This is a genomic window from Corallococcus sp. AB032C, assembly GCF_003668935.1.
Taxonomy (GTDB): domain Bacteria; phylum Myxococcota; class Myxococcia; order Myxococcales; family Myxococcaceae; genus Corallococcus; species Corallococcus exiguus.
The window spans coordinates 1-16,453 of record NZ_RAWP01000074.1 but is presented as its reverse complement, the minus strand read 5'-3'; the positions used below and the strand labels follow the sequence as shown (position 1 = coordinate 16,453).

Below are 16,453 nucleotides of genomic sequence, written 5' to 3'. Positions count from 1 at the left end.
AACGGGGAACGGCTGGTGCGTCAGACGCGGAAGCGGCGCACCTCGGCGCGCAGGATCTCCGCCTGGCGCGTGAGGTTGTCGATGGCCTCTTCCAACTGGCGCACCGAGCGCGTCTGATGCTCGGACACGCCCTTGATGGTCTCCACGGCCTTGAGCACCTGCTCGCTGCCCTTGGTCTGCTCCTTCTGGGCGCGGTTCAGGTGGGTGACCATCTCGTTGATGCTTTCGATGGAGCGGGTGATCTGCTTGCTGCCGTGCGCCTGCTCCTGGCTGGAGCGCTGCACGTGCTGGGTGAGCGTCTTCATCCGCTCCGCGCTCTTCATGATCTGCTCGCCGCCCCGGGCCTGCTCGTTGGAGGCCTGGGAGATCATCGACACGGTGGCGGAGATGCGGTGGATGGCGGCCGTCACCTGCTTGCTGCCGCGCGCCTGCTCCACGGTGGCGCGGGCAATGGCCTTCACCATCTGCGTGGACTTCTGGGTGCTGTCGTTGATCTTCCGCAGGGCGCCTTCCGCCTCGCGGCCCAGCTGCACGCCCTCCTCCACGCTCTTGACGCCCTGGTTCATCACCACCACGGCGTTGCGGCTCTCCTCCTGCACGCCGCGGATGAGCTCGGCGATCTCCTTGGTGGACGCGCCGGTGCGCTCGGCCAGGTCCTTGATCTCCTCCGCCACCACCGCGAAGCCCTTGCCGTGCTCACCGGCCTGCGCGGCGATGATGGCGGCGTTGAGGGCCAGCAGGTTCGTCTGCTCCGCCACGTCGTCGATGACGTTGAGGATGTTGCCAATCTCGCTGATGCGCCGGCCCAGGCTGTCGATGACGCCCGCGGCGGTGCGGCTGGTGTCCTTGATGCGGTCGATGCCGGAGAGCGTCTTGCGCAGGGCCTCCACGCCCGTCTGCGCGTCCTCGAAAACTTGTTCGGACAGGCGGGCCGTCTCGTTGGCGTTGGCGTCGACCTGACCGATGGCGGCGTCCATCTGGCTGATGGCGGAGGAGGTGTCCTCCGTGGACGCGGAGAGGTCCTCGATGTTCTTGGCCACCTCCTTGATGGAGTACGTCATCTGCTCGATGGCGCTGGTGGTCTCCTCCACGCTGGCGGCCATGGCCTGGACGTTCTCCGCCACCTCGTCGTTGGTGGCGGCCATCTCCATGATGGAGGAGCTGCTCTCCTCCGCGCTCTGGTAGAGGACCTCCACGTTCTCCGCGATGCCGCGCAAGCTGGCCATCATCTCCACCATGGAGGAGGACGTCTCCTCCACGCGCGACTGCACGGTGCCCGCGCCGGAGGACACGGTGGTGCCGGTGCGGTGGATCTGCTCGATGACGCCGGCCACCACGTCGGACACGCCGCGCACGCGGCCCAGCGTGTCGCGCCAGGACTGGGCCATGCGGTTGAGGGCCTCCGCCAGCTGGCCCAGTTCGTCCCTGTTGTTGCGCACGTCCGCGCGGCCGGTGAGGTCGGCCTCCGCCAGCTTGCTCGCCATGGACATCATCGCGTCCAGCGGGTGGAGGATGAACGCGCGCGAGATGAGGAACGCCACCACGAGGAAGAGCACCAGGCCCACGAGGAAGGCCAGCAGCACCGTGTGGCGCAGGGCCGTGAGCACTCCCTCCAGCCGGGCCCCGTCCACCACCACGACGACTTCACCGGGCACGCCGCCCGCGAGCGTCACCGGTCTGGTCACCGCCCAGCTGTCGTTCTCGAACTCCACCTGCTCCAGCGACGGGAGCGGGCGCTGTTGGAGGCGCTTCTCCAGTCCCTGGGTGAACCACGCAGGCGCTGTCGCCGGGGAGGTGGCGCGGGGCACGCCCTGGGCGTCCAGCACCGCCACGACGCTGAAGTCGTCGTCCTGCAGGTAGAGCCCTTCCAGGTTGGGGACCGGCTGGGTGTCCGCCTGCTTTTCGACGAGTGCCGTTACCTCCCTGGCCTTGTTCTGGGCGCGCGAAGCCATGCGCTCCCTCAGGTGGTTGCCCACCTGGCGGGGAACGACGAAGTAGAGCGTCCCGAGGATGACGGCCAGCGCGAGGCCGAACGAACCCAGGAGGATGCCCCGGAGACCGGGTTTCTTGAGGCGACGTGGCAAGGCCCGCGCACTGTAGGGAGGGTGGCCCGTCCAGGGCAAGGAACGGACTTCCCCGCCTGCCAGGGACGGACGCTGGGTTCCCGGAGACAGGATGCGTAAGGTCCAGGGAATGACCGCGACGCTGCTGCTCACCGACCCGCTCTTCCTCCAGCACGACGCCGGCGAGGGACACCCCGAGTCGCCCGCCCGCTTGCGGCGCATCCTCCAGATGCTGGCGAGAAACCCCGTCGCGGGCACGGTGATGACCCATCCCCGCTCCGCCACGGACGCGGAGATCCTGGCGGTGCACACCCCGGCGCACCTGGAGGCGCTGGAGAAGCTGGGCGGCCGCTTCGAGCGCATCGACGAGGACACGGCGGTGTCCCCGGACAGCATCGACGCGGCGAGGCTGGCGGCGGGCGCGGCGGTGCAGGCCGTGGAGGCGGTGATGGCGGGGACGGCGAAGAACGCGTTCGCGCTGGTGCGTCCGCCCGGTCACCACGCGGAGCCGGACCGGGCGATGGGCTTCTGCCTCTACAACAACGTCGCCATCGCGGCGGAGGCCGGGCGGCGGCTGGGAGCCGAGCGAGTGCTGGTGCTGGACTGGGACGTGCACCACGGCAACGGCACGCAGGCGGCGTTCTGGGGGCGCAGGGACGTGCTCTACCAGTCGGTGCACCAGTTCCCCTACTACCCGGGCAGCGGCGCGGCGCCGGAGGTGGGGCGCGGAGAGGGCCAGGGCTTCACGGTCAACTGCGGTCTGCCGGGCGGCAACACGGACGCGGACTACGGGATGATCTTCGAGGAGCTGCTGCTCCCCGTGGCGCAGGCGTACCGGCCGGACCTGGTGCTGGTGTCCGCGGGGTTCGACCCGCACCGCGCGGATCCGATTGGCGGCATGGACGTCACCGAGCGCGGCTTCGCGGCGATGTGCACCGCCGTGCGCAAGCTGGCGGAGGAGGTCTCCGGAGGGAAGCTGGCGCTGGTGCTGGAGGGTGGCTATTCGCTGGAGGGGCTGTCGAACTCCGTGCACGCGTGCATCGAAGTGCTGGCGGGGCGCGATGACAGCTTCGCTTCCGGCACCGTGAACGCGGACGCGCGGGCGGCGCTGGCGACGAGCCGCGAGGCGCTCAAACCGTTCTGGGCCAGCGTGCGCTGAAGACCGCTCAGTAAAGCGTGTCGTCGTCCATGGACATGCCAGACAGCTCCACCAGGAACGCTCCCAGGTCATGGATGGCACGCGCGGGCCCTTTCGGGTCCGGGCTGTGGATGCTCACCATCCGGTAGCGCCCATCCCGCTCTCCCTCGAAGAGCCATGCCGCCCCGTCGAGGTAGGAGAGGTTCCGAGACGCGAAGAAGCGGTCCATGGACCAGAAGCGGGCCGCGTCCAATCGCTGTTGCACGGCCTGCCACTGGGTGGGCGTGAGCAGGATGCGCCGGTCGACAGCCAACGTCCCTTCTTGCGTGCCGGCCCTCTTCACGTGCAGGGAGAGGAGAGGGCCCAGGTGCTCGATGCGGATGACGAAGGGCCCACGAGAAGAAGGGATCCACGTGAAGCGGTAGACCTCGGCACCGGATGCCACGGGAAGGAGCGGCCCTTCCTTCAAGGCCCGCAACATGCCGGAGCACCAGCAGTGCATGCGCTCCTGGTCGCTCGCGTCGTTGAACTCTACCTCCAGGCCGGGCAGCAGGGACATGGCGAACGCCCCTCGCGGAAAGACATCGCGCAGGGGCGCCGGCCATGCTTCGCCGCAGGGTCCGCTGGACGGGAATCCATCCTCGATGAACCCCAGGGGCGGCTCCACCTTGGGTTGCACCGTGGTGCAGGCTCCGAGCAGCAGCAGCAGTCCCGTCGGGATCCACCGCATCTCCCGAGCGACGACGGATGGCTTCATGATTCCTCCCGGCACGCCGCACGCCACGACCGCGCAGGACGCAGCCTACTCCATCACCGGACGGGCTCCGTGGGTGGGGTCCTGACGGAGCCCAGGCCCGCGCGACACAGCAGCGTCTCCAATTCGGCATCGAGCACCTGCTCCGCGTCCCGGACAGGCTCACTCCATCGCGCGGCCACCATGCCGTCCGGACGCACGAGGCAGGCGCCACCCTCCCCTACCCCATACGCGTGCTGCCAGCCGTGGACCTCGTGAACCCGCAGCGGCATGCGCTCCGCGAGTCTCCGGCCTGCGTCGCTCCACGCTTCGTTTCCGGTCAGCAGGACGAAGCCGTTGCCAAACAAATCCAGGATCGACCTGCGATCCTCCAACCACACGTGCGGCGCGCGCGTGCCGGGTTCGCCCGTGGGGACGAACGTCTTCGGCAGCGGCGGCCCGTCTCCGTAGCGGTAGCCCAGGGTGACCGCATCCTCGTCGACGAACTCCGCGTCCGCCGGAAGTGCCTGCTTCGCCATCCGCAGTGCGAGCAGCGCGGCCTGGTTCGCGGTGGCGGCGGCCACGGGCCTTCGCTCGGCGTCGTAGGTCTCCAGCAGCGCGGGACCCGCGTGGCCGTTCAACACCGCGGCCAGCTTCCACGCGAGGTTCGCCGCGTCGTGGATGCCGGTGTTCGCGCCCAAGCCTCCCGTGGGCGGCATCTGGTGCGCCGCGTCTCCGGCCAGGAACACACGGCCTGAACCGAAACGCTCCGCGACGCGCTCCGCGGCCTCCCACACGAAGGTCCCATGGAGCGTGGGCTCGAGGTCCGCGATGCCGGTGACCGTGCGCAGCCGCTCCGTCCACCGGGCCTCCGTGAAGTCCTCGGCCTTCTCCCGGGACACGTCGATCCGCGTCGCGTGGCTCCACCGGTCCTTCACGTCCGTGGCCGCGATGACGCCGCCCAGCTCCGGATGCGTGAGCACCGCGAAGGCCAGCGGCACCTCCCGCCGCACGGGCGAGAGGTCCGCGTCGAAGAGTGTGGAGATGTTGTGGCCAAAGGAGCCCCGGCCGCGCAGCGCGATGCCCAGCGCCTCGCGCACCGGACTGCGGACCCCGTCCGCGCCAATGAGATACGCCGCATGCACGGTGGACACCGTCCCCGCCTCGCGGTCGAGCACCGTGGCCCGCACGCCCTGCGCATCCTGCGTGAAGCCCGTCAGCTCATGCCGGAAGCGCACCTCCACGCCCTGGCTCCTCGCGGCCTCCAGGAGGATGGGCTCCATCCGGTCCTGTCCCAGGAAGACGTACGGGCACGGGCTGACATCCGTCCGCTGCGTGGACACCGTCCGCGTCTTCCACGAATGCACCGGCCCTGCGAGCGTGACGGCCACCAGCTCCCCAACGACCGTGCCCGCGGGAACGGACCCAGCCCGCTCCACTTCCTCCCTCGCGCACGTGGAGCGCAACAACTCCACGGTGCGCGCATGGAAGCCCCGTGCGCGGGGATGAAGCGAAGTGCCCGCGTGCTTCTCGATGACCCGCGAGCGCACGCCCTGATGGGCGAGGAACAACGCCGTCGAGAGGCCCACGAGCCCACCTCCGACGATGAGCACCGGGACCGGATGCACCTGCGAGGACGGGGCTTGCATGCCCGGACACATAGGGCCCGGCCGCTCACCGCGTCCAGGCTTCTTCAGCCGCCGGACTGACGGCCTTCAATCGCGCACAGGAGCACCGCCGCGGCGATTCCCAGACGCCGATCCAACCGGCGCTGCGTGTCCACGGAGAAGTCCAGGTCGATCTTCTGGATGAACGGGTTGAAGTGCTGCTTGAAGCTGAACACCTGCTCGCTGCCCAGGGTCCCGGTGAAGGTCTGAGGGATGAGGTTGGTGAGGAAGCGCCGCACGAGCGCCAGCAGCATGCTGTCCTCCTCCACCTTGCCCACCTCCTGCCCGTCCGCGTCCAGGATGAGCCAGGTGTCGCGCAGGATGGAGCTCAGGGCCTTGCGGCGCAGCGCGCCCACCCGCTCTCCCGTCGCCGCGTCGGTGACGTCGTAGGTGGCGCCGAAGTCCAGGATGCTGCGGGCCTGGATGGTGATCAGCTCCTCCTGCATGTCCTCGCCGCTGTAGACGCGCAGGTCCTCCTTCAGCTTGAAGGCCTTCATCTTCGAGTAGAAGGCGACGTTGCCTGCCTCGTCGTAGATGTGGAACGCGCCGCCGAACAGCTTGAAGAACTTCCGGCGGAGCATGAAGCGGGTCTGGCCGAAGCGCCCGGAGGCAAGCTCACTCCGGGGACGGGTCTGGAGAGCGGAGGACATGACTCCCTCCCTAGCGCGAAGCGGCGCGCGAGGCCAGGGGCCTACGGGATGCCCTGCGGCTGCTTGCTCTTCGCCACCAGCGCATTGGCCTTGGCGCGCTTGGGGCCCGTGCGGTCAAGCCGCAGGCCAATCTGCTTCGGGCCCGCATAGAACATGCAGCCCTGGACCTGGTCCTTGGTGATGAGCTGCGTCATGCCCCGCGCGTCAGGCCTCGCGCCGCTCGTGCTGCTTGAAGGCGTCCATCTGCGCCGTCAGCGCGCGCTGGAACGCAGGCCGTGCCTCGCAGCGTTCCTTGTAGGCCTTGAGCGTGGGATGCGCGTCCAGCACCTCGGTGTGCCGCAGGATTCGCAGCACCGTGGTCATCATCAGGTCGCCCGCGGTGAAGCGGTCCTCCAGGTACTCACGGCTCCCCAGCGACGTGGCCAGCTCGCCCAGGCGGTGGTGGATCCGCGCCTCCACTTCGGGCCGGTGGAGCTTCGCCCACTGGGCATCCGGCGCGAACAGGTCGATCTCCGCGAGCTGCTGGAGGTGGACCTCCACCGAGTTCAACGCCGCGAACACCCACGTGAGCGCGCGCGCCCGGCCCGCCTCGTCCTTGGGGAAGAGCACTTCGCTCTTCAACGCGATGTGGACCACGATGGCGCCCGATTCGAAGAGCGTCATGCCGTCCTCCTGGAACACCGGCACCTGCCCGAAGGGCTGCTGCGCGCGGTAGTCCGAGGACTTCTGAACCTGGGGATCGATGAGCCGCGCCTCGTACGGCAGGCCCGCCTCCTCCAGCGCCCACCTCACCCGAAGGTCACGAACCACGCCCTGCGCGAACGGCGGCACCCACTTGAATGCACTGACGGTGATCATGCGAGGCAGCCTCGCGCCACTCCGGCAGGCATGACCAGCATCATGCATGACGCATGTCGCCTGAGTGACCAGACGGATGCGCCGCTGGCCGGCCCTCCCGAGAGGACGATGCTCCTGTCGGTTCGGGTGGCCACCTCGTGCGCATGGGCACCGCACGGGGCCGCACCTCATGGCTCACCCGCGTCAGCCCCTTCGTCGCTTCGCTGCGGGGCTATGACGGGACGCGCCTGAAGAAGGACCTGGTGGGCGCGCTCACGGTGACGGCGCTGCACATCCCGGAGGGCATGGCCTACGCGCAGCTCGCAGGGCTGCCTCCGCAGGCGGCGCTGTACTCCACTCCGGCGGCGCTGGCGTTGTATGCGCTGTTCGGCAGCTCGCGGCAGCTCATCATCGCGGTGTCCGCCAGCGTGTCGGTGCTCTCCGCCGCCACGGTGGGCGCGATGGCGCAGCAGGGCACGCCGCGCTTCATGGCGCTCACGGCCGCGCTGGCGCTGGTGGCGGGCGCGGTGGCGGTGCTGGCGGGCGTGCTGAAGCTGGGGCGCGTGGCGCAGTTCTTCTCAGCCTCCGTGCTGAGCGGCTTCGTGTTCGGGCTGGCGCTCATCATCTCCATCAAGCAGGTGCCCAAGCTGCTGGGCATCGAGGGCGCGAAGGGCGGTTTCTTCGAGCGGCTGGGCTACATCCTCACGCACCTGGGACAGACGCACGCGCTGACACTCGCGGTGGGGGCGGCGAGCATCGCGACGCTGCTGCTCCTGGGGCGCGTGTCCCGGCGCATTCCGGCGGCGCTCGCGGTGCTGGTGCTGGGCATCGCGGTGTCGTCGCTGTTGCACCTGGATGCGAAGGGAGTGGCCATCGTGGGGCACATTCCCGCGGGCCTGGTGCCACCTCAGCTTCCGGATGTGAAGTTCGGCGACCTGTTGAAGCTGTTGCCAGGCGCGTGCGGCATCGCGCTGGTGGCGTTCGCGGAGGCCATTGGTCCAGCGCGCATGTTCGCCGCGAAGCACGGCTACGAGGTGGACCCCAACCGCGAGCTGGTGGGCCTGGGCGCGGCGAACCTGGGCGGAGGCCTGTTCCGGGGCTTCAGCATGGGATGCAGCCTGTCCAAGTCCGCCGCGAATGATCAGGCGGGGTCCACCACGCAGGTGTCCTCGCTGGTGACGGCGGGGTTGACGCTGCTGGTGGCGCTGTTCCTCACGGGCCTGTTCCGCGCGCTGCCGGAGGCCACGCTGGGGGCCATCGTGGTGGTGGCCATCCTGGGGATGATGGACGTGAAGGAGCTGGTGCGGCTGGCGCGCCTGCGCCGCGCGGACTTCCTGGGCGCGGCGGTGGCGCTCGTGGGAGTGCTGGCCTTCGACGTGTTGCCCGGGCTTCTCATCGCGGTGGGCCTGTCGCTGTTCCTCACGGTGTACCGCGCCAGCCGGCCGCGCCTGAGCGAGCTGGGGCGGGTGCCTGGGACGCTGGACCTGGCGGCCACGCACCGCGAGTCCTCCGCCATCACCCTGCCCGGCCTGGACGTCTTCCGGCCGGAGGAAGGGCTGTTCTTCGCCAATGCCACGTCGCTGCGGGACGAGGTGCTGAAGCGCGTGCGCGACGCGAAGGTGCCGGTGCGCGAGGTGTTGCTGGACCTGGAGCTGACGGACGACCTGGACGTGCCGGGCGCGGACATGCTGGCGGGGCTGCACGAGGACCTGTCCCACCGGGGCATCACGCTGTCACTGGCGCGCGTGCACGCACCGGCGCAGAGGCTGCTGGAGCGCACGGGCGTGCTTGTGAAGGTGGGACGGCAGAACGTGTATCCGCACGTGCATGCAGGCGTGGAGGCCTGGATGGCGCGCCACGAGTCCCAGACCTGGCAGGAGTGGCGCCTCATCCAGGACGGCCTGTACCTGGTGCGCTCGCGCGTGGACGAAGCGGGCGCGATGCTGCACGGCGAGGAGCGCCACCGACAGGAGGACCTGCTCATCCGGCTGGATGAGGCGGACACGCGCATGCGCGAGCTGCTGCGGAACCTGCCGCATCCACCGGCCGATGACGACTCGCGGGGGCCCGTGCACTGAGCGATAGGGTGGGCTGTGCCAAGCAGCTACGCTCTGCTCCAATGCATCGCTATGTCGGCATCATGTTGGGAGTCCTGCTCTCTGCTTGCGCCACGACGACGCCAACGGTCGCGGTGGCTTGAGGCCCAGGTCTCTCGAATCTCCAACGGGCAGCGAAACTCCCCTGGACCGATGAAGGGCGATGCGTCGTCAGAGAGGCAGCCCGTCCGTGGCCCACGGTCGTGGAGCGCTGTTTTCAGCAACTCGACCATGACCGGCTCCGGTTTCACGACACCAGTGGACGGTGCACCGTGGCCTCCGCGGACGCGGCGGCGCTGGGAATTGGGCAGCACCTCGGGTGGCTGAACTACTGGTCCGAAGCCGCCGCGCGAGCCATCGGTTTCCCGGACGCTGCTCGCGACGCGGAGCTGCTGTCTCGCTCACGGCGCACGCCTGCTGGCGGCTGGGTGGTCCAGCTCACGGAGGCCCCGCTCGACTACGACAACCCCGAGCACATCGAAGCGCTCCGGCAAGCCTACGAGCGGCTCCCCGCCATTGGTGGACGCGACTCACGCTGAGCCCTGGACCTGCCTCCTGGGTGCCCGCCTGCTTCCGCCTCCTGGAACGATGCCCGGGCCAGCCCCTGTGATCACCTCGTGCCCAGGAGGTCGCACATGGCGAGCAAGGCAAAGCCCTCGGGCAACGGACACGGCAAGCAGACGAAGCAGAAGCCCAACATCCTGGTCATCTGGGGAGATGACATCGGCTTCTGGAACATCAGCGCCTACAACCAGGGGATGATGGGCTACCGCACGCCCAACATCGACCGCATCGCGAAGCAAGGCGCGATGATGACGGACTGCTATGGCCAGCAGAGCTGCACCGCGGGCCGCGCGGCGTTCATCACCGGCATGAACCCGCTTCGAACCGGGCTCACCACCATTGGCATGCCGGGCGCGAAGTACGGCCTGCAGGACTCCGACCCCACCATCGCGGAGATGCTCCAGCCGCTGGGCTACACCTGCGGCCAGTTCGGCAAGAACCACCTGGGCGACTCCAATCCCTACCTGCCCACCGTGCACGGCTTCGACGAGTTCTTCGGCAACCTCTACCACCTCAACGCGGAGAACGAGCCGGAGTGCCCGGACTACCCCAAGGACCCGGCCTTCAAGGCGCGCTTCGGTCCGCGTGGCGTGCTGCACAGCTGGGCCTCGGACCGCAAGGACGTCACCGAGGATCCGCGCTGGGGCCTGGTGGGCGGCCAGCGCATCGAGGACACCGGCCCGCTCACCACGAAGCGCATGGAGACCGTGGACGGTGAGTTCCTGAAGGGGACGCTGGACTTCATGGATCGCGCCGTGAAGGACGGCAAGCCGTTCTTCCTCTGGCACAACACCACGCGCACGCACGTCTGGACGTTCCTCCAGGAGAAGTACCGCAACGCCACGGGCTACGGCCTCTACGCGGACGCGATGCGGGAGCTGGACGACATCGTGGGGGTGCTCCTGGACAAGCTGGAGGAGCTGGGCATCGCGGACAACACCCTGGTGGTGTTCTCCACCGACAACGGCGTGGAGAAGATGGGCTGGCCGGACGGCGGCAACAGCCCGTTCCGCGGGGAAAAGGGCTCCACGTGGGAGGGCGGCGTGCGGGTGCCGTGCGTGGTGCGCTGGCCGGGCGTGGTGGAGCCGGGACGCGTCATCAACGACATCTTCGCGCACGAGGATTGGATGCCCACGCTGGTGGCGGCGGCGGGCGGCCCCACGGACCTGGTGGAGAAGTGCAAGCAAGGCCACAAGGTGGGGAACAAGACCTTCAAGGTCCACCTGGATGGATATGACCAGACGGGGCTTCTGGCGGGGACGGAGGAGGGCCGCCGGCACGAGTTCATCTACGTGCTCGACAGCGGCGACCTGGCGGCGGTCCGCTACAACAACTGGAAGGTCATCTTCAGCTACCAGGACGGTGAAGGCCCGGACATGTGGTTCAGCGGCAAGCGCTTCAGCCCGGCGTGGCCCTACCTCATCAACCTGCGCTCGGACCCGTTCGAGTACGGGCCCCACTCCGGCCTGTACACGTCCTGGTACGGCGAGCGCATGTTCACCTTCGTCCCGGCGCAGATGCTGGTGAAACAGTTCGCGGAGAGCCTCATCGAGTTCCTCCCCAGCCAGGCTCCGGGCAGCCTGAGCATCGGGCCGATGAAGGAGCGCGTGAAACAGAAGATTGCGGAGGCGAGAAAGCAGCAGCAGGAGCCCAGCGTCGGAGACCAGGTCATGTCCCTGGCCAACGAGGTGGAGCAGCTCATCCACCGCGTCCAGCAGTCGCACCAGTAGCCCCGCGTACCGCCACCGCCGGATGGAGCACCGACGGCGGTGGCGGTACTGCCCCGCTACTTCGGCGCTGGAGGTCCCAACTCATCCGGAAGGGGCGTCCGGAGGAATTTCAGTCCCTTGGGCAGTTGGATGACCTGGAAGCCCCTGCCGTCGATCCTGACGAGCGCGCCATCGACAGCTTCTCCACTGGCCAGCCACATATCCGCATCGGCCTGGGTCCCGAACTCCTTCGCGATGGAGACGTGCGCCGAGGAGTCGGAGAACTCCCGATGATACTCAAGAAAGCCGTCCAGCTTCTTGAGCCGACGGAGGTAGAGCAAGGAGACAGCCGCGAGTTGGACAGCGGCCTCTTCCTTGGAACCGGGCGGATAGCTCTTGCTCACGGCGTCCAGGATTCGCAGCGTCGACTCCATTTCGAACTCTTTGGAAGCAGTCATGGCCTTGTTCCGTTCGCGGTCACTAGAGCGCAAGCGGGGCGAGAATCAACGCTCCCGATCCGCCAGTGGCGACGACGAATGCCACTCCCGCGATGACGACGACCGGTCCAATCGCCACCTCCGTCCGGTGCGTTCTCAACCAATCCAGCGCCCCATCCAGATTCGAGAACCGCAGTTCCGAGCCCTTCCGTGACGCCCGCGCCACGTCCTCGATGCAGTCCATGTAACGTGCGCGGCACTCCTCCGTGCAGTACTCGGGGTGCTTGCCAGAGCCCCACTTGATGCTCGTCAGCGGAGGAGCGGTGTTCCAGCATCGGTCGAAGCACGCGACATGCTCGGCATCACAGTCGCGTCCGCCGGCGCCGCCGACTCCACCTGCGTCTTCCGCGATGAGATAGACACGCCGCTCTGGCTTCTAGGCATGGGAGCATCCGCCAGCGACAGCGGCGGAAAGCAGAACCCGTGCGCCAAGAGCGCTGGACAGGGCTGACTTCCGGTCTCGGACATTGCCGGCCATCCAGGCTCCAACACGCGCGTCAACGTGCTGACACCCTACCCGGCCTCTGGTGCGAGTGTCATTCCGCCCACCGGGCCGGATGTTCTCCGTTGGAGGACTTCAAGCCATGCACCGGAACGACAGCCTCGACGCCACTGCCGACGTGGAGCCCACCGACACCGCCGCGCGCCCCGGCCGTGCTCCGTTCCCGGACATGGTTTGGATTCCCGGTGGCACGTACTGGATGGGCTCCGACCATCACTATCCGGAAGAGGCTCCCGCCCATCAGGTGACCGTCTCCGGCTTCTGGATGGACCACTTCACCGTGACGAACGAACAGTTCGCCCGCTTCGTCGAAGCCACCGGCTACGTCACCGTCGCCCAGCGCCCGCTCAACCCCTCGGACTACCCCGGCGCCACACCGGAGACGCTCGTGCCCGGCTCGCTCGTCTTTCAAAAGGCCCAGGGGCCCGTGGACCTGGGCAACGTGGCCAACTGGTGGAGCTATGTCCCCGAGGCCTGCTGGAAACACCCCGAAGGCCGCCGCTCCTCCGTGAAGCACCGCCGCGACCACCCCGTCGTCCACATCGCCTTCGAGGACGCGGAGGCCTATGCCACCTGGGCCGGCAAGACGCTCCCCGCCGAGGCGGAGTGGGAGCGCGCCGCTCGCGGCGGACTGGACCGCAACGAGTTCTGCTGGGGTAATGAGTTCACCCCGAACGGCGAACACCTGGCCAACACCTGGCAGGGCTACTTCCCGTGGCAGAACCTCCGCGAGGACGGCCACGAGGGCACCTGCCCCGTCGGCGCCTTCCCGCCCAATGGCTACGGCCTGCACGAGATGGCCGGCAACGTCTGGGAATGGACCACCGACTGGTACCAGGAGCGCCACCAGGGAAACAAAGGCAAGGCGTGCTGCATCCCCGTCAACCCGCGCGGCCCCTCCACCGCGCAGGGCAGCCAGGACCCCTTCACGCCCGCCATCACCCTCCCGCGCCGCGTCCTCAAGGGCGGCAGCCATCTGTGCGCGCCCAACTACTGCCGCCGCTACCGCCCCGCGGCGCGCTCGCCCCAGGCCGTGGACAGCGGCGCCAGCCACATCGGCTTCCGCTGCATCGTGCGCCCATAGCCGCCACGCGCCTCGGGCGCTCGGCGGGTGGACCCACGGTCCGGACGTCCCCGGCTCCAGCAAGGAGGTGACGCAATGGCGGACGCACAGGCACTTCCCCGAGCCCGGGGCCGGCCCGGGGATCCCAGGCGGCTCCGCGAGGCCCCTTCGCTCCGTTGGTGGCTCCGACACCAGCTTTGGATTCCGCCCGTGCTGGGGGCCTTGCTGGGGGCCTGCCTGGGCGTCCTCTTCGTGAATCAGACGCTCCCGGTGCCCGTGGTGCTGAAAGGCGTGGCGTGGCGGGCCACGGCCGCCGAGGCGCGGAGCATGCTCTCCTCGGTACTGGGGATCGCCCTCACCTCGTTGAGCATCGTGCTCTCCCTGTCCATGCTCGTGATGCAGAACGCGGCGGGGCAGTACTCGCCACGCCTGCTGCGCCTGTATCTCCACAGCGCGGGCATCCGCGTGGTCCTCCCGGTGTTCGTCGCCACGAGCGTCTTCTGCCTGGTGGCGACACACGCGTTCGGCTTCGTCTCGGGGCTCGAGCGCGTGCCGCGCCCGGCGCTCGCGCTGGCCATGCTGATGCTCATCGTCTGCGAGGGCGCGCTCATCTTCCAGGTGCTCCAGACGCTCCAGCTCATGCGCGTGGAGAACCTGGTCCGGCAGGTGCGCCGGGACACGCTGGACACGGCCCGGACCCTCGAGCGGTTCCGGTCGTCGGACATCGAGGCCGCCGCCCCCGTCCGCGCTCGCGGGGAGACCCTGGGGAGGGTCTGGCCGCTCCACGCCCCTGAAGACGGCTTCATCGCCTCCGTCGACGCGGGGGCACTCCTGGAGGTGGCGACGGCGCATCGCCTCACCATCCACCTGGAGCGGGCCGTGGGCGAGCCGGTGACTCACGGCGAGGAGATGGGCTGGCTGGAGGCGCCGGCGGGCGAGCCCTCATGGCACGAGTCCACCGAGGCGCTCGTGTGCCGCGCCATCCACCTGGATCGCTGGAGGGACGCGGACCGGGACCTCGCGCTGGGAGTGCGTCAACTGGTGGATGTGGCCATCAAGGCGCTCTCCCCGGGGATCAATGATCCGTACACCGCGGTGGAGGCGGTGGATCAGCTGACCTTCCTGCTGTGCGGGCTCAGCCGGATGCGCCTGGGCGCCCGCGTGCTGGCGGATGCCTCCGGGGTGCCTCGCGTGTTCCTGCACGGCCTCGCGCTGCGGGACTACCTGGCGTTGGCCACCGACCAGATCCTCCGCTACGGCGCCACCGAGCCCGCCGTGGTGCTGCGGCTCCTGCGGCTGGCGGCCTCCGTGGCTCAGCGCGCGCGGGACGCGGAGGACCGGCGCGCGGCGCGGGAGTGGCTCCGCTCCATCCTGGCCACCTCGGAGCGGACGCAGCCGAACGCCCCGGAGACCGCACTGCTTCGCAGTCACGCGGAAGCGCTGGAGCAGGCGCTCGCGGGAGAGCCCTGGCCGCCGCTTCCGGCGATCGGCTTCTGAGCACCGCCCGGCGTCCTCGGTCCGCGAGGTGCCTGGTTGCGAGCGCGCCGGAGGAGGACCAGGTTTGGAGCGCGTGGGTGGGGGCGGGGAGCCGGAAGATGACCACGGCGTTCGGAGACGGAGAGGTGTTCATCCGGCTGCTCGTGGCGGGAGGCTCCGGAATGGTCCTCGGCCTCCCCTACCGCAAGCGGCCGGGAGGCGTCCGGACCCACTACCTGGTGACGCTGGGCGCCGCGCTCTTCTGCACCGCCGGGGCGAACCTGACGGACACCCCGGCGGACACGCTGCGGATCGTCCAGGGCGTGGCCTCCGGCATCGGCTTCGTAGGCGCGGCGAGCGTCTTGAAGAAGGGAAGCGCCATCTTCGGCATCACGACCGCCGCCTCCATCTGGACTGCCGCGGCGGTGGGCTGCGAGGCCGCGCTGGGAGACATGCTGCGCGCGGCCTGCCTCGCGGCGGCCATCGCCCTCACGAGCTGGCTGGTGGGGAAGCTCGAGCACCGCGTCTTCCACCGCAGACGCGTCATGGCCCGCCGGGAGCATCCGCCGCCTCGCGCCCCACCGGGAAGAGCCCAGCGACGCTGACCTGGCTACGCGCCGCCGGCACTCGGAGGAACCGGAGCGCCTCGGTCCACGAGGCCGCGCGGCGGCACCACCACCGTGGCTAACACCAGCCCCAGCACCAGTTGGAGCGCCACCAGCAGCACGTTGAACAGCCGCGCGTCCTCCGCGCCCGCGGTGCCCGCGCCGAGCAGCGCGACGATGGCTTCCGTGCCGATGAAGCCCGGCGTCAGCTGCAACATCCCCGGCATGATGACCGTCATGGGCATCCGGTCCCTCCCGCGCCCGTAGAGCAGCCCCGCCACGCCCAGCACGAACGCGGACAACAGCGGGCTGCCCCGGTCCCCGAGCAGCATCTTCGTCAGCACCTGCGCCCCGTAGGCGAGCAGCACGCCGCCCACAATCCACGCCACGTCGCGCGGCCGTCCGGACATGCACACCGACAACGCCCCCCCGCCTACCGCCACCACGAAGAACGTCAGGAGCGGCGGCAGCGCGTGCGGCTCGAAGTGCGGCGGCAGCGGCCCGCCGAAGCGCCAGAGCGTCCCCGCCGCCGCGATGCCCACGCCCAGCATCAGGAAGCGCAAGAGGCCGTACATGAGCCGGGGCAGGCCTGCCTCCACCGCCCCCAGGGCCAGCTCCAGCGAGCCCAGCGTCACCACCATCGCGGGCACCAGCAGCGTCACCCCGCCGAACAGCGCCCGCACGGCGTTGAAGGGCGGCAGGAGGAGCGTGAGCCCCAACGCCACCAGCGCCCCCAGGAACGCGGCGAGGAAGCTCTTCTGCAGATCCGCCCGATGCGAGTTCAGCGTGCCAAAGTGGATGAGGCCGGCGATGAGGCCCACGAAGAAGGCCACGAACATCTCCCACCCCGCCC

16 protein-coding genes are annotated in these 16,453 nt (G+C 69.3%); 7 read left to right on the top strand and 9 right to left on the bottom strand.

Going from position 1 to position 16,453, the window contains the following annotated elements:
• Positions 1 to 20 precede the first annotated feature (20 nt).
• The gene (locus D7X99_RS27810; protein ID WP_121780429.1) at positions 21 to 2,084 is read right to left on the bottom strand and encodes a methyl-accepting chemotaxis protein; all 2,064 of its coding nucleotides are present in this window, start codon (positions 2,082 to 2,084) and stop codon (positions 21 to 23) included.
• Between the two features lie 91 nt (positions 2,085 to 2,175).
• On the opposite strand from D7X99_RS27810, the gene D7X99_RS27805 reads away from it, so the two are divergent.
• Positions 2,176 to 3,222 carry a histone deacetylase gene (locus tag D7X99_RS27805; RefSeq protein WP_121780428.1) on the top strand — a complete coding sequence of 349 codons (1,047 nt, stop codon included), beginning with the start codon at positions 2,176 to 2,178 and terminating at the stop codon, positions 3,220 to 3,222.
• Positions 3,223 to 3,229: 7 nt separating this feature from the next.
• Here the strand turns inward: D7X99_RS27805 and D7X99_RS27800 are convergent, their stop codons facing one another.
• The 5 genes from D7X99_RS27800 to D7X99_RS27785 are packed head-to-tail and all read right to left on the bottom strand — an operon-like array spanning position 3,230 to position 7,109.
• A complete protein-coding gene (locus tag D7X99_RS27800) occupies positions 3,230 to 3,958 on the bottom strand; it encodes a hypothetical protein (RefSeq protein ID WP_147476284.1) in 729 nt (242 codons plus the stop codon).
• Between the two features lie 53 nt (positions 3,959 to 4,011).
• Positions 4,012 to 5,583: an FAD-dependent monooxygenase gene (locus D7X99_RS27795; protein ID WP_158627080.1), complete on the bottom strand. Its 1,572-nt coding sequence runs from the start codon at positions 5,581 to 5,583 to the stop codon at positions 4,012 to 4,014.
• Positions 5,584 to 5,627: 44 nt separating this feature from the next.
• Positions 5,628 to 6,251: a hypothetical protein gene (locus tag D7X99_RS27790; protein ID WP_121760585.1), complete on the bottom strand. Its 624-nt coding sequence runs from the start codon at positions 6,249 to 6,251 to the stop codon at positions 5,628 to 5,630.
• A 41-nt stretch (positions 6,252 to 6,292) separates the two neighbouring features.
• Positions 6,293 to 6,445, bottom strand: a complete 153-nt coding sequence (locus tag D7X99_RS42920) for a hypothetical protein (RefSeq protein WP_158627079.1) — start codon at positions 6,443 to 6,445, stop codon at positions 6,293 to 6,295.
• Between the two features lie 10 nt (positions 6,446 to 6,455).
• Positions 6,456 to 7,109: a glutathione S-transferase family protein gene (locus D7X99_RS27785; RefSeq protein WP_121780425.1), complete on the bottom strand. Its 654-nt coding sequence runs from the start codon at positions 7,107 to 7,109 to the stop codon at positions 6,456 to 6,458.
• A gap of 143 nt (positions 7,110 to 7,252) precedes the next feature.
• On the opposite strand from D7X99_RS27785, the gene D7X99_RS27780 reads away from it, so the two are divergent.
• The 3 genes from D7X99_RS27780 to D7X99_RS27765 all read left to right on the top strand — a co-directional run bounded on the left by D7X99_RS27780 (position 7,253) and on the right by D7X99_RS27765 (position 11,478).
• Positions 7,253 to 9,166, top strand: coding sequence for a SulP family inorganic anion transporter (locus D7X99_RS27780; protein ID WP_121780453.1), 1,914 nt, complete (start codon positions 7,253 to 7,255; stop codon positions 9,164 to 9,166).
• A 290-nt stretch (positions 9,167 to 9,456) separates the two neighbouring features.
• A complete protein-coding gene (locus D7X99_RS44535) occupies positions 9,457 to 9,723 on the top strand; it encodes a DUF5953 family protein (protein WP_304997827.1) in 267 nt (88 codons plus the stop codon).
• Positions 9,724 to 9,819: 96 nt separating this feature from the next.
• The gene (locus D7X99_RS27765) at positions 9,820 to 11,478 is read left to right on the top strand and encodes an arylsulfatase (protein ID WP_121780424.1); all 1,659 of its coding nucleotides are present in this window, start codon (positions 9,820 to 9,822) and stop codon (positions 11,476 to 11,478) included.
• A 56-nt stretch (positions 11,479 to 11,534) separates the two neighbouring features.
• Here the strand turns inward: D7X99_RS27765 and D7X99_RS27760 are convergent, their stop codons facing one another.
• Both D7X99_RS27760 and D7X99_RS27755 read right to left on the bottom strand, forming a co-directional pair.
• Positions 11,535 to 11,891, bottom strand: a complete 357-nt coding sequence (locus tag D7X99_RS27760) for a hypothetical protein (protein ID WP_147476283.1) — start codon at positions 11,889 to 11,891, stop codon at positions 11,535 to 11,537.
• A gap of 46 nt (positions 11,892 to 11,937) precedes the next feature.
• On the bottom strand, positions 11,938 to 12,138 hold the full coding sequence (locus tag D7X99_RS27755; RefSeq protein WP_121780422.1) for a hypothetical protein: 201 nt from the start codon (positions 12,136 to 12,138) through the stop codon (positions 11,938 to 11,940).
• Positions 12,139 to 12,538: 400 nt separating this feature from the next.
• Here D7X99_RS27755 and D7X99_RS27750 point away from each other — a divergent pair, with 400 nt between their 5' ends.
• The 3 genes from D7X99_RS27750 (at position 12,539) to D7X99_RS27740 (ending at position 15,600) form a co-directional block, all read left to right on the top strand.
• The gene (locus D7X99_RS27750) at positions 12,539 to 13,540 is read left to right on the top strand and encodes a formylglycine-generating enzyme family protein (RefSeq protein ID WP_121780421.1); all 1,002 of its coding nucleotides are present in this window, start codon (positions 12,539 to 12,541) and stop codon (positions 13,538 to 13,540) included.
• Between the two features lie 75 nt (positions 13,541 to 13,615).
• Positions 13,616 to 15,016, top strand: coding sequence for a DUF2254 domain-containing protein (locus tag D7X99_RS27745; RefSeq protein WP_121780420.1), 1,401 nt, complete (start codon positions 13,616 to 13,618; stop codon positions 15,014 to 15,016).
• 98 nt (positions 15,017 to 15,114) lie between these two features.
• Positions 15,115 to 15,600: an MgtC/SapB family protein gene (locus D7X99_RS27740; protein ID WP_121780419.1), complete on the top strand. Its 486-nt coding sequence runs from the start codon at positions 15,115 to 15,117 to the stop codon at positions 15,598 to 15,600.
• A 5-nt stretch (positions 15,601 to 15,605) separates the two neighbouring features.
• Here the strand turns inward: D7X99_RS27740 and D7X99_RS27735 are convergent.
• A partial coding sequence (locus D7X99_RS27735; RefSeq protein WP_121780452.1) for a threonine/serine exporter family protein occupies positions 15,606 to 16,453 on the bottom strand: 848 nt, incomplete at its 5' end.

Bases quoted from the DNA above. Each gene is read 5' to 3' on its own strand.
- D7X99_RS27805 (WP_121780428.1), top strand. From the start codon at position 2,176: ATGCGTAAGGTCCAGGGAATGACCGCGACGCTGCTGCTCACCGACCCG.
- D7X99_RS27800 (WP_147476284.1), bottom strand. From the start codon at position 3,958: ATGAAGCCATCCGTCGTCGCTCGGGAGATGCGGTGGATCCCGACGGGA.
- D7X99_RS27795 (WP_158627080.1), bottom strand. From the start codon at position 5,583: ATGCAAGCCCCGTCCTCGCAGGTGCATCCGGTCCCGGTGCTCATCGTC.
- D7X99_RS27790 (WP_121760585.1), bottom strand. From the start codon at position 6,251: ATGTCCTCCGCTCTCCAGACCCGTCCCCGGAGTGAGCTTGCCTCCGGG.
- D7X99_RS42920 (WP_158627079.1), bottom strand. From the start codon at position 6,445: ATGACGCAGCTCATCACCAAGGACCAGGTCCAGGGCTGCATGTTCTAT.
- D7X99_RS27785 (WP_121780425.1), bottom strand. From the start codon at position 7,109: ATGATCACCGTCAGTGCATTCAAGTGGGTGCCGCCGTTCGCGCAGGGC.
- D7X99_RS27780 (WP_121780453.1), top strand. From the start codon at position 7,253: ATGGGCACCGCACGGGGCCGCACCTCATGGCTCACCCGCGTCAGCCCC.
- D7X99_RS27765 (WP_121780424.1), top strand. From the start codon at position 9,820: ATGGCGAGCAAGGCAAAGCCCTCGGGCAACGGACACGGCAAGCAGACG.
- D7X99_RS27760 (WP_147476283.1), bottom strand. From the start codon at position 11,891: ATGGAGTCGACGCTGCGAATCCTGGACGCCGTGAGCAAGAGCTATCCG.
- D7X99_RS27755 (WP_121780422.1), bottom strand. From the start codon at position 12,138: ATGGACTGCATCGAGGACGTGGCGCGGGCGTCACGGAAGGGCTCGGAA.
- D7X99_RS27750 (WP_121780421.1), top strand. From the start codon at position 12,539: ATGCACCGGAACGACAGCCTCGACGCCACTGCCGACGTGGAGCCCACC.
- D7X99_RS27745 (WP_121780420.1), top strand. From the start codon at position 13,616: ATGGCGGACGCACAGGCACTTCCCCGAGCCCGGGGCCGGCCCGGGGAT.
- D7X99_RS27740 (WP_121780419.1), top strand. From the start codon at position 15,115: ATGACCACGGCGTTCGGAGACGGAGAGGTGTTCATCCGGCTGCTCGTG.